Below are 11,644 nucleotides of genomic sequence, written 5' to 3'. Positions count from 1 at the left end.
ACGTAAAATGCCTGGGGAGTTGATGTGAGACCGAAACGGGAGGGCCGATCCAAAGGTTCCCGTGCGCTGGCTATCGACGATGAAGCAGGAAGAACTGACCGCTTGAGGGTGAGTTCGCGCACTTTCGAGTATGAGAAAGGTAGCAGATGCCAATGCCATATATATTGGGCCTGACTGGAAACATTGCCTGTGGCAAAACTTCCGTGGGTCAGATGCTGCTCGCCTCAGGTGCGCAGCGCTATATTGATGCTGATGCCGTCGTACATCGACTCTATGAAAAAGACCAGCCCATTGCGCGCCAGGTCGCCGCCGCCTTTGGTAACAGTGTGCTGAGTCCTAACGGCGATGTGGACCGTAAAGCTCTAGGAGCTATTGTGTTTTCTGATATAGAGGCCATGAAGCGCCTGGAGGCAATTGTGCATCCAGCGGTGAGTCGCGCGCTACAGGCTGAATTACAGCAGGTGGGTGAGAAGGATATCGTGGTGCTCGACGCGGTAAAGTTACTTGAAGGTGGCTCAGGCGCACTGTGCCAGGCAAAATGGCTGGTTGTCTGTACGCAAGAGCAGCAGCTGCGCCGCTTGATCCAGCGGAACGCGCTGAGTGAGGAGGATGCCTGGGCACGTTTGCGTGCGCAAGCGCCAGTTGAGCCGAGGAAGAAGCTGGTGGATGTTGTGATTGATAACAGTGGAACGCTTGAGGAGACGCGCAAACAGGTAGAGGCAGCTTTCACACATTTTTGCGAGCAATTTGTATATTAAAGGGCCCTGATAGGTGGTGTGGTGCGCCTGGGCAACCTTTGGTTGCCCAGGCGCACCACACCACCTATCAGGGCGAGTTTGCGAGCCGAGACGCAAGAGCATAGAAGCCGTTTGAGCAGTCCCAGGAGACAAAAGAAGGTATATTGACAGAAAACATTGTACTACGTATAATCGTCGCAACCTTAGCTTAGTTTCGTTTGGAGGACATTTCGCCAGGTTAGCGGGTGTTAATCGCTCACATGGTTTTCATAAGGGGAAATGGTTTTTCGGAGGGAACAGATTGGGGGACCTGAAAGTTCTGGTGAGATTTACGGTTTGAAGAACGTAATTCTTATTAAAGAGGTCACTGGAGCCGATCTATGACCAGTCGTTTTTTATCATCTGCCTGGCGTAGAATGCTTGCTTCCATTGTGTCCTACTTCCATAGTTATCGATGTGGCATGAAGGATAAGTGCTATTTCTAAGGAGGCTAACGTGCGTATGCAAAAACGTTGGACACGGATGTGTGCCCTGGCGTTGGGCGTTCCGCTGTTGCTGGCAATCCTGGCGGCTTGCGGCCCCGGCACTGCTACCACAGGCTCAAACGGTGGTGGTTCTGGCTCAACCATCATCAAAGTGGCAACCGACTTTCCCGCCTCTGGTCAGGATACCGCCAATGGTAAACCTGCTCAGAACGGCGCAGAATTGGCAGTTAATGAGTCCAAGAATTTAATCCCCGGCTACACACTGCAATTCGTACCCAAGGACGACGTGGGTGCGCAGGGTGTTAATGATCCAGATACCGGCAAAAAGAATGTGACCGAACTGATCGGTGACGCGCTGGTTGCTGGCATTGTTGGCCCCTTCAATAGTGCGGTCGCCCAGGCTGAGATGCCGGTCGCGAACCAGGCCCCCATCGTTCTTATCAGTCCCTCCAACACCAACCAGTGCCTGACCCAGGAAGGCGCCAATGTTGGTTGTACCGGTGCGCAGGACAAGGTTCCCACACTGCGTCCCTCTGGTAAAGTGACCTATTTCCGCCTGGCCACCACTGATGATCACCAGGGTAGCGTGATCGCTGACTTCCTCTTCCAGAAGAAGGGTTTGAAGAAGGCCTATGTGGTTGATGATACCACTGTCTATGGTGTCGGTATCTCCAATGTCTTCGTCCAGGAATGGAAGAAGCTGGGTGGCACCATCGTGGGCAACCGCGAGAGCAAGCAGAAGAGCAATGACTACGGCGGCACCGTCGCCAACGTCAAAGCCGCCAATCCCGACGTCGTCTTCTATGGTGGTACCGATAGCCAGGGTGGCACGCAGTTGCGCCAGCAGTTGCTGAACGACTCCGGTACCGCGAACCTGGCCTTTGCTGGTGGTGATGGTATCGTGACCACCGCCTTCGCCCAGGCCATTGGCACCAAGGGCGGCCCAACCTATGGAACCGTCGCGAAGGTCAATGAGACCGTGCTTCCCGCTGCCAAGAGCTTTATCGACAGCTACAATAAAGCCTACGGTGCGGACCAGTATGGTGCGTATAGCGCGGGCGGCTATGACTGCATGAAGGTGCTGCTCAACGCCATTAAGAGTGCTATTGATAGCGGGGCCAAGACACCAAAGGACTCCAACGATTCTGCCGGTGCCAAGACCTTCCGCCAGGCCGTCATCGACGCGATGATGAAGACTGACTACAATGGTATCACTGGCCACCATACCTTTGATAAGAATGGTGATACTACCAACAAGGTCATCTCCATCTACCAGGTCGCTGACGTCAATAGCAAACCTGACTTCAAGTTTATTGATCAGATTGCTGCGAAATAAGAGCAGGCGCATATGTCAGGAGGAGTAGAGGATGCTCTGCTCCTTCACTCTTGCAACGAAGCTTGGACAAGGCGCAATCGGCTACCTAAGGATTGTAGGTAGCTATGAACGACGCTGGGGGGAGTCAGCGACAGGTGTTGATCTGTGGCTACTCCTCCTTTGCTATTGAGGGTTACTCCCTGAAGGCGTGTGCCTCTCTTTGACAAAGACGGAGAAAAGACGTACATGATACACTTTTTTCAAGTCCTGACGATTGGCCTGGTGGCGGGCGCGATTTATGCCCTGATCGCGCTAGGATATACCATGGTCTATGGTATTATTGAACTGATCAACTTCGCGCATGGCGATATCTTCATGATCGGCTCGATGCTTTCTATTGCGGCGTTGACTTTGATGGGCGTGACTGGAAGCTCTCACCCCACTGGACTCGCGTTGGCAGGCTTATTGATTGTGTCGTGCCTCTTTGCTATGCTTGGCTGCGCGGTGTTGGGCGTATTAATCGAGCGTATTGCCTACCGGCCCCTACGCAATGCTCCCCGCTTAGCTCCGCTGATCTCGGCTATTGGTGTCTCCTTGATCCTTGAGGATATTGGCAAGCTCTGGAATGGCATTAACTTTGTTCGCTTTCCACAAATCTTCCCTCGTTATGACTACTGCCTCTGGCCTATCTCGCTCGATTCTGTTTTTCCTCCTCATGTGACCTGTCTTGCCAAGCCTGCGGATACCGTTATTATCACAAGCAATAACCTGCTCGACATCATTATGGCGGTTGTGCTGATGATTGCGTTGCAGTGGCTGGTGTCACGCACGAAACTAGGGCGCGCCATGCGTGCAGTTGCCCAGGATCGCGAGGCCGCAGCTTTAATGGGTGTGAATGTCGACCGTGTCATTTCAATGACCTTCTTTATTGGCGCGGCACTGGCTGGCGCAGCAGGCTTTATCTATGGCTTGCAGTATGGCAACACCATTTATTCTATTGGCTTCGATTATGGCCTGGTTGCCTTTATTGCCGCGGTCTTAGGTGGTATCGGCAATATTCGAGGCGCCATGCTTGGCGGCCTTTTTATCGGCGTCATCGAGGCGATGACGTCCTTTATCCCCGACTCCAATGTCTATGGCTTTGGCCTTCCCCATGGTGGTGGAGCCTGGACGCGTGCCGTTATCTTCGCCATCCTGATCCTGATCCTGGTGTTTCGTCCCTCGGGCTTGTTGGGTCAGCAAACACCTGAAAAGGTCTAGACAGAGACTAGAAATGCTCTTGCTGTCTTCCTATTCTCTTATGAGGTGAGGTTATGTTGTCTGCTCGTATGCTTCTTCCTCCACCCGAGACACGAAAGTTGTTGCTCAAGTGGGTCATCGCGCTTCTCATCCCGCTTGCGGTGTTTACCTTTGTCTGGAGTGGCGAAGGCATTATCAACAACGTCTTTTTGAGCTATGTCTCTCCGGGGGAGGCTATACTTCCGTTCGCAGATTGGCCCTCGCTGATCGAGGCCACTGTCTTTATCGGGCTCTTATACCTGACGATTATCGCGCTGGTAGGCTATCTGGTCGCTGCTGATAGTGGACGCCGTGGCATGAGCGAACTCTGGATCGATATGCTCTTCCAGGTGGTGGCTCCCCTGCTGCTGGTCCAGGCCCTGGGCCTGATTATGGGGCTGGCTGCCAGCATCATCGTCTGGGGCCTCTATGCCTTTGGACGCACCAGGATTCGCCAGGCGCTCAAATATGTGCCTCCAGCCCCTCAGGCCAGTCTGGATATCCTAACCGAGGAGGGGCGTGCGCAGCGCGTGCAGCAGGCTACTGCGGCGGGCCTCTGGTTTGCCCTCGCTTTTGCTCTTGTCTCTCTGGTGCTCGATATTGTCTACTACATCGCTGGCTCAATTCCCAATACATTGTTGATATGGATTGTTGCGCGCACGCTCTTGTTGCCAGTGGCAGGCTATTTCCTGGGTCGTCTTGGTGGTAGGCTCGCGATGCGCCGGGCGCTTCAGGCCAGCGGGAATGGCACGAATGGGAATGGCGCGGCCAAACGCACTGAGCGCCAGATTGCCGCCCTCTCTCTCTCTCGGGCGAAGGAGAAAATTCGCGAGATTGTGCCCACTGACCTGCCACTGCTGAGCCAGGGGGCGCAACGCTTCTATATGCTGTTGATTATAGCGTTCGCGCTCTTCTATCCCGTGTTGGACCCGCTCCTGTTTGGCTACGGTACGGATGGACGCCTGGCGGCATACGGCGATGCTGGGTATTATGTGATCCTGGCGCTGGGCTTGAACATCGTGGTTGGTTTCGCGGGTCTGCTGGACCTGGGCTATGTCGCATTCTTCGCCATTGGCTCCTATGTTTGGGGCTTCTTTGGCTCTACTCAGTTTCAGATCGTGACGGGCATTACAATTGCGCCAACCACCTGGGCCTGGCTCTTCTGGCCCATGGTCATTGTGGCGGCCCTGATCGCGGCCCTGTGGGGTGTGATTCTAGGTGCGCCTACCCTGCGCCTGCGCGGTGACTACCTGGCGATTGTGACACTGGGCTTTGGTGAGATCGTCCCGGTGATCTTTAAAGAACTGGATAAGTACACTAATGGCATCAATGGTATCGTCGGTGTCTACTCGCCAGCTTTCCCAGGGGTGAACTGGACCTCGATTACCGCGGGTCCCTATTACTACCTGATCCTGGCTCTGATTGCCCTGTGCGTCTTCGCTAACCTGCGCCTGCGCGACTCACGCCTGGGACGCGCCTGGATCGCCATTCGCGAAGATGAGATCGCCGCCTCTTCCTCTGGTATTAACCTGGTGAACACCAAACTGCTCGCCTTTGGCGCGGGCGCCTTCTTCTCTGGTATCGCGGGCGCCTATCACGCTGCCAAACTGGGAACGGTCTCGCCTGATAACTTCAATTTCAGCGACTCGATCATCTACCTGGCCATGGTGGTCATTGGTGGTCTGGGGAGCATTCCAGGTGTGGTTGTTGGCGCTATCGCCGTCTACGCGATCAATCTGCAAATCCTGGGGCAGCTCGATACGCTAGCGGCCGATCCCAACAATTTTCTGCATGTGTTCAAAACGCTTCCCAACTTTGCTTTTAGTAATATTCGCGGCTTGATCTTTGGCGTCATTCTGGTCGTGATCGTGATATATCGGCCAGAGGGATTGATTCCAAGTGCGCGTCGTAGGCGCGAGTTGCACCATGAGGAGGAGAAGATTCCAGAGGCGGATGCCGGAGATGCCCTGGAGGTTCCCCCAGGAACAACTGATTTTGAAGAAGGCGTGCGTGTTGAATAAGTCAGGAGCAAGAGCATGAGTGAGATGCAAGCAGAACGTGTTGAAGGCACGCCCTCTGAGCCTATAACAGGCGAAGCCTTGCTGGCGTTGAAGAACGTCACCAAGGCCTTTGGTGGCCTGACCGCCGTAGGCGACCTTGACCTGTTTGTGCGGCCTGGGGAAATTGTGAGTGTGATTGGTCCCAATGGTGCCGGCAAAACGACCGTGTTTAACCTGATTACCGGGATCTATCGGCCAACAAAGGGCGAGATTACCCTGGATGGGACGTCTATTGTGGGTCTGAACCCAGACCAGGTGCTGGTGCGTGGTATCGCTCGTACCTTCCAGAACATTCGCCTCTTCAATAACATGACAGTGCTGGAGAATGTCCTGGTGGGGCAGCATACGCAACTGAAGGCCAGTGTCCTGGGTTCGCTTTTTCGCACGCCGCGTGTGCGCCAGGAAGAAGAGGCGGCACGCGAACGGGCTATAGAGCTGCTGAGCTTCTTTGGCTCCTCCCTGGTGGATCGGCAAGATGAGTATGTTATTAACCTCTCCTATGCGGAGCGCAGGCGTGTTGAGATCGCGCGCGCGCTGGCGGCGAAGCCTAAGCTCTTACTGTTGGACGAGCCGACGGCTGGCATGAACGAGGCCGAGACATTGGAGGCAGTGGGCTATGTCCGGCGCCTGCGTGAAGAATTGGGCCTGGCGATTCTCTTGATCGAGCATAAACTGGCGGTCACGATGGGCATCTCAGATCGTATTGTCGTGCTCGATTATGGACGCAAGATCGCTGAGGGCCTCCCCGAAGAGGTGCGCCGCGATAAGAAGGTTATTGCTGCGTACCTGGGGCAGTCCGCTGAGGAGCCAGAACAGACAGAAGAGCACGAGGTCAAGTAGGATGTTACAACTCAGCAATGTCAATACATTTTATGGTCCCAGCCAGGTGCTCCACGAGGTGTCCCTGGAGGTGCAGAAAGGCGAGATCGTCTGTCTGCTAGGCGCGAACGCGGCGGGCAAGACCACGACCATGAAAACCATTTTTGGCCTGGTGCGTCCACGCGGTGGCTCTATCCTCTTCGATGGCAAGCCTATCGAGCGCCGTTTGACGGGCGATATTGTCGCCTCTGGCCTGGCGTTAGTTCCTGAGGCCAGGCGCATCTTCCCGCGCATGTCGGTGCTGGAGAACCTGGAGATGGGAGCATACACACGCAAGAGTCGCGCGGAGCTTAGCCAGGATCTGGAGCATGTGTGTGATATCTTTCCTCGTCTGAGGGAGCGCCTGAAGCAGGCGGCAGGCACGATGTCGGGTGGCGAGCAGCAGATGCTGGCCATGGCACGCGCCCTGATGTCGCATCCACGTATGATTTGTATGGACGAGCCCTCGATGGGACTCTCGCCCATTATGGTGGAGACCGTCTTTGAGACGGTCCAGCGCATCCGTAACGAAGGTGTGACCGTCTTCCTGGTTGAGCAGAATGCCTCCATGGCCTTGAAACTGGCGGACCGTGGGTATGTCTTGCAGACAGGCAAGATTGTGCTTAGCGATACGGCCACCAACCTTTTGACCAACGACCTGGTGCGCCAGGCCTACCTGGGCGGTGCCTAGTCGCCACTGACCAGAGGGGGACAACGCTACTAAAGTACGCGTCTACATATCCTGGTACGGGGCATCTCGTACGATGGATATGTAGACGCGTACTTTAGTAGCGCCGCTATGCCTTGGCGTCGAGCTTCTGGTGCAGTTCTTTGATCTGTTGGATGACATCGTCTAGTGTACGCACATTGAGCTCCTCCATGTCCTCGCGCAGCGTCTCCAGCCGCTCAAGAAGCTCCATGTCGTCGTATTCCTCCTCGTCAAAATCCTCGTCAAAGCTCTCGTCCTGGTGTTTATTCATCTGTGCTGTTTTCCTTCCTACGTATTGTTTTCCTTGTCCTGTTTAAAACAGGAAGGAGGTATTGGGGTCCTGGTAAGTCCAGCCGGGCTGGCTAATTGCGCCCGTTGCAACCAGGGTAGGCACCCCTTGTAGACCTCCATCAGGTGTCAGGGATACAGTATAAAGACCCTCTCCCTGGGCCAGGCGTTTCCCCTGCCAGGAGAGACGCTGCTGTGTCAGGAAGAGGAAATGCTGGCTATCGGCTGCCCAGGGACTATTGGGCAAGGGCTGGAGCAGCGCTTTGCTATCGACCGCGTTTCCTAACTGACCCCCTGTACCAGCGGGGCTGCTCAGGAGGGTCTGGGTACGTTGATGGGCGACATCTATCAGTATCAGGCTGTGTGGACTATTGAGCAAGAGAAAGCGGCCATCAGGCGACCAGGAGGGCGTGCTCTCTTGATCGGCATGGAAGCAGAACGCATGTCGCTGGTTGAGAGGTAAAATAGTAAATGAGGTACCGGTTGTATAGAGAATCGCGTTGCCATCGGGACTCCAGGCAAACTGCGTGCAGGCGCAGGTTGCCAGCACGCGTTGCTCTCCCTTTAGAGAGCGCAATATCAATTGTACCTGTGCCGGGTGTCCAGAAGATGCGGGCTGAGAATCCATGCTTTGCGCATACAGCAGACTCGTATCCTGGTGTTGTGGTTGCCAGAGCACGCGTTCGAGTCCAGCAGGAAGGGGATGCCCGGTGAGTCCCTGGTTGGTGAGCGCGCGTTGTTGTGTGCCAGCCAGGATTGTGGTGAAGAGTCCTTTATCAGCAATTCCCGCGACAAGATCATTCGTATAGCCGAAAGAAGGGAACGCATAGCTGGTGGGGAAGATTTTGGCGGCGATCCCACCGGGCTGATCGTTCTGGGTGAGCCACCAGGTGGCATCGCCAGCCTGAAAAGTATCGCCTACACTCGTTTGGCGGAGCAGGAGGCGATTCCCAGATGGATTCCAGGTGGCATTGCTATAACGTGCGTTGGTGTTTGAGAAGGCGACAACTATGGGCGTGCCACCATCGATTCCAACGGTACTGACGGCGCCAGGGGCATCCTGTATTATGCCACCTGGCCTCTGCTCTGCCAGGACACTTCTGGCTGCCGGGGTACGTGCGAAGTCCGTATCGAGCGTGCGAAAGGCCACAATCTGATGATTGGGCGACCAACTATACCCGATGACTGGCACATCTTGTTTGGCGATGGCGAAACTATTGGCGCCATTGGCGTCAACCGTCCAGAGTTGTCCATCTTTGAGATAGCCAATGATCTTTGTTCCATCATGCCCAGGTTGGCAGGCGATGAGGAGCAGGCTAGCCAGCAGTAGCAGGAGGGCGAGAATCGCCAGATCTTGTCGTTTCATGCTTGCAGTATATGCGCCACGGGCCGCGTGGTCAAGAGAGTTTTAACCAGGGCTTACAGTTACTTCTGAGATGTGCTATGCTTCTTTTTGGCAGTCAATTGTGAGGTTGTGCTGTGTCTCTAGATGGGGTTTGTGTGTAGTATATAGGCTCATCACTATGAAAAGAATAATCGAGCAACTTTTGTTCCTCAAAGCGGATAAGGGGCAGAAGGGACAGCTTTATATCATCGACTCATGCCTGGGAATTCTGAGTTCTCTGGCAGTGACGCTTTGTCTCTACCTTCTTAGACTGTATCCAACGATCCCAAACGTCTCGCTCATCTATTTACTTATTGTGCTGGTGCTGGCAAGTACACGGGGACTCTATGCCGCGACGGTGGCCTCTGTCGTTGCTTTCCTTTCTTTTGATTATTTTCTTGTCCCACCATTCTATACTTTTTCCATTGCTAAGTCTGAGGAATGGTTAGCGCTCTTCATTTTTCTCGTCACGGCTATTTTTACCGGTCAGCTAGCGGCTGCTCTGCGACAGCGCGCCCAGCAGGCAACAATGCGTGAAAGTGAGACGCGTGCGTTGTATGAACTGGTGAGCGCTACCACGAATGAGGCGAGTATGGAGCGCCAGCTCCAGGTGGTGGCCCAGGCGGTTGTGCGCGAGTTTACCTCGTCAGGGGTGCGCGATTGTGCTATTCTTCTCCCCAATGAGAAAAATCAGCTTGTTTTACATGCCGACGTAAAACAGACACCAGGTACAGTCATGGAATTAGTACCTGACGAGCAGGTGACGGCCATGACGGCCATGCGCGAAGGAAAGGTGATCGACCTCCATAGCGATGCGTTGGTCTCGGCGCGTGACCCTATCCGGTACTGGTATCGTCGCAGGATGGATGCCGACGCCTCAAAGCGGGGATACATTCGTATGTTGCCCTTGATGTTGGGACAACGCAGCGTTGGTGTCGTGCGTCTGTTGATGAATGAGGATCCACAGCAATTTATGCTGGGGACGCGTGCGCGTGGAAGAGGCGAGCAGCTCTCACAGAGAGCCGCGTTCTTCTGGACCTTTATGGACCAGGCGGCGGCGGTTATTGACCGGGCGCGCCTCCGACGTGAAAGCATGCAGGTTGAGCTATTACGGCGCACCGATGCCTTGCGCTCGGCACTGCTGTCTTCGGTTTCCCATGATTTGCGCACGCCGCTGGCCTCTATCAAAGCGGCGGCCAGCAGTCTGCTCCAAGAAGATGTCTCATGGGGTGAAGAGGAGCGAAAAGGCTTTATTCAGGCGATCGAACGGCAAGCCGATCGTTTGAATCGCCTGGTAGGCAATTTACTCGATATGTCGCGCATCGAGGGCGGGGCGCTCCATCCGGAGAAGGAGTGGTATCCTATTGATGAGCTTATTCACGATGTGCTGGGGCATATGCAGACAACATTAGAAGGGCGCGAGATTCGGACCTCGCTTCCAGAGGATTTACCCCCTGTTCAGATTGATTACCTACAGTTGGACCAGGTGGTCACGAATTTGCTGGAGAATGCGGCACGTTATACCGCTGTTGGCTCACCAATAGAAATCTCGGTTGAAGTCATGGATGAGAATATGCTTGTAAGTATTGGTGATTATGGACCGGGCATTCCTCCAGGCGACCTGGAGCGTATCTTTGACAAATTCTACCGTGTATCAGGAACCAGGCGCTCCAGTAGTAGTACAATGGGAACGGGATTAGGCCTGGCAGTCTGCCGTGGTTTAATCGAGGCGCATGGAGGTCGCATCTGGGCCGAGAACAGGCTTGAGGGGGGCGCGATTTTCCGCTTTACCTTGCCACTGACAAAGGGAGAAGAACTGGACTATGCATAAAAGTGGTGCTCGTATACTTGTAGTTGACGATGAAATTGAGATTGTGCGTGCCTTACAAAGAAGCCTGACGGCTTATGGCTATGAAGTCTTTTCTGCCTCCAGTGGCGAAGAGGCGCTGGAAGAGGTGGCGCGCCATCGCCCGGATCTTATCTTGCTTGATCTGGGACTGCCTGGAATCAGTGGGCTTGAGGTGTGCCGAAAAGTGCGGGAGCAATCGAACCTGCCCATCATCGTGCTTTCCGTGAAGGATACAGAGCGTGACAAGGTGCAGGCGTTGGACCTGGGGGCAGACGACTATGTCTCCAAACCCTTTGGCTTAAATGAGGTCCTGGCGCGTGTACGTGTGGCCTTACGGCATTCAGCCCAGGTCAAGGTGGGAACGGAACCAGTCTTTCAGGCTGGCCCCTTGCGCGTGGATTTCTCCCAGCGCCTGGTGCAGGTTGAGGGGAAAGAAGTGAAGCTGACGCCGACCGAGTATGATCTCTTGAAGGCGTTGATCCGTAACTCGGGCAAGATCATGACGCGTCAGATGTTGCTGTCGCAGGTATGGGGAACGGGGTATGGCACAGAGGCACATTATTTACATGTGTATATTGGGCAGTTGCGGCGCAAAATCGAGCCAGACCCAGCTCATCCTCGTTTTATTCTGACCATCTCGGGTGTTGGCTATCGCTTTAACAGCGAGGAGCCAGAATAGAG

Annotated in this window: 10 protein-coding genes; 8 read left to right on the top strand and 2 right to left on the bottom strand. The window is 54.6% G+C overall.

The annotated features are described in order from the left end of the window. Positions 1 to 152: 152 nt before the first annotated feature. The 6 genes from coaE (at position 153) to KTE_RS02605 (ending at position 7,424) form a co-directional block, all read left to right on the top strand. Entirely contained in the window at positions 153 to 758 is a 606-nt protein-coding gene (coaE, locus tag KTE_RS02630; protein ID WP_201378208.1) for a dephospho-CoA kinase, read from the top strand. Between the two features lie 480 nt (positions 759 to 1,238). Next, the gene (locus KTE_RS02625; protein WP_201378206.1) at positions 1,239 to 2,558 is read left to right on the top strand and encodes a branched-chain amino acid ABC transporter substrate-binding protein; all 1,320 of its coding nucleotides are present in this window, start codon (positions 1,239 to 1,241) and stop codon (positions 2,556 to 2,558) included. A 225-nt stretch (positions 2,559 to 2,783) separates the two neighbouring features. After that, a complete protein-coding gene (locus KTE_RS02620) occupies positions 2,784 to 3,797 on the top strand; it encodes a branched-chain amino acid ABC transporter permease (protein WP_201378204.1) in 1,014 nt (337 codons plus the stop codon). A gap of 53 nt (positions 3,798 to 3,850) precedes the next feature. Next, positions 3,851 to 5,836 (top strand): branched-chain amino acid ABC transporter permease, encoded by a 1,986-nt coding sequence (locus tag KTE_RS02615; RefSeq protein ID WP_201378202.1) that lies wholly within the window; start codon positions 3,851 to 3,853, stop codon positions 5,834 to 5,836. Positions 5,837 to 5,851: 15 nt separating this feature from the next. After that, a complete protein-coding gene (locus tag KTE_RS02610; RefSeq protein WP_201378200.1) occupies positions 5,852 to 6,715 on the top strand; it encodes an ABC transporter ATP-binding protein in 864 nt (287 codons plus the stop codon). Between the two features lies 1 nt (position 6,716). Continuing rightward, positions 6,717 to 7,424 (top strand): ABC transporter ATP-binding protein, encoded by a 708-nt coding sequence (locus KTE_RS02605; RefSeq protein WP_201378198.1) that lies wholly within the window; start codon positions 6,717 to 6,719, stop codon positions 7,422 to 7,424. Between the two features lie 106 nt (positions 7,425 to 7,530). Here the strand turns inward: KTE_RS02605 and KTE_RS02600 are convergent, their stop codons facing one another. Then, on the bottom strand, positions 7,531 to 7,713 hold the full coding sequence (locus KTE_RS02600) for a hypothetical protein (protein WP_201378197.1): 183 nt from the start codon (positions 7,711 to 7,713) through the stop codon (positions 7,531 to 7,533). A gap of 42 nt (positions 7,714 to 7,755) precedes the next feature. Beyond that, the gene (locus tag KTE_RS02595; RefSeq protein WP_201378196.1) at positions 7,756 to 9,096 is read right to left on the bottom strand and encodes a PD40 domain-containing protein; all 1,341 of its coding nucleotides are present in this window, start codon (positions 9,094 to 9,096) and stop codon (positions 7,756 to 7,758) included. A gap of 157 nt (positions 9,097 to 9,253) precedes the next feature. On the opposite strand from KTE_RS02595, the gene KTE_RS02590 reads away from it, so the two are divergent. Next, entirely contained in the window at positions 9,254 to 10,945 is a 1,692-nt protein-coding gene (locus KTE_RS02590) for an ATP-binding protein (protein WP_201378195.1), read from the top strand. Next, positions 10,938 to 11,642 carry a response regulator transcription factor gene (locus tag KTE_RS02585; protein ID WP_201372234.1) on the top strand — a complete coding sequence of 235 codons (705 nt, stop codon included), beginning with the start codon at positions 10,938 to 10,940 and terminating at the stop codon, positions 11,640 to 11,642. Before KTE_RS02590 ends, KTE_RS02585 begins: the two co-directional genes overlap by 8 nt. Positions 11,643 to 11,644: the final 2 nt, after the last annotated feature.

This window comes from Ktedonobacter sp. SOSP1-85 (assembly GCF_016587415.1).
Lineage (GTDB): Bacteria > Chloroflexota > Ktedonobacteria > Ktedonobacterales > Ktedonobacteraceae > Ktedonobacter.
The sequence above is the reverse complement of the archived record's forward strand: the minus strand, read 5'-3'. Positions and strand labels throughout refer to the sequence as shown.

Bases quoted from the DNA above. Each gene is read 5' to 3' on its own strand.
- coaE (WP_201378208.1), top strand. From the start codon at position 153: ATGCCATATATATTGGGCCTGACTGGAAACATTGCCTGTGGCAAAACT.
- KTE_RS02625 (WP_201378206.1), top strand. From the start codon at position 1,239: ATGCAAAAACGTTGGACACGGATGTGTGCCCTGGCGTTGGGCGTTCCG.
- KTE_RS02620 (WP_201378204.1), top strand. From the start codon at position 2,784: ATGATACACTTTTTTCAAGTCCTGACGATTGGCCTGGTGGCGGGCGCG.
- KTE_RS02615 (WP_201378202.1), top strand. From the start codon at position 3,851: ATGTTGTCTGCTCGTATGCTTCTTCCTCCACCCGAGACACGAAAGTTG.
- KTE_RS02610 (WP_201378200.1), top strand. From the start codon at position 5,852: ATGAGTGAGATGCAAGCAGAACGTGTTGAAGGCACGCCCTCTGAGCCT.
- KTE_RS02605 (WP_201378198.1), top strand. From the start codon at position 6,717: ATGTTACAACTCAGCAATGTCAATACATTTTATGGTCCCAGCCAGGTG.
- KTE_RS02600 (WP_201378197.1), bottom strand. From the start codon at position 7,713: ATGAATAAACACCAGGACGAGAGCTTTGACGAGGATTTTGACGAGGAG.
- KTE_RS02595 (WP_201378196.1), bottom strand. From the start codon at position 9,096: ATGAAACGACAAGATCTGGCGATTCTCGCCCTCCTGCTACTGCTGGCT.
- KTE_RS02590 (WP_201378195.1), top strand. From the start codon at position 9,254: ATGAAAAGAATAATCGAGCAACTTTTGTTCCTCAAAGCGGATAAGGGG.
- KTE_RS02585 (WP_201372234.1), top strand. From the start codon at position 10,938: ATGCATAAAAGTGGTGCTCGTATACTTGTAGTTGACGATGAAATTGAG.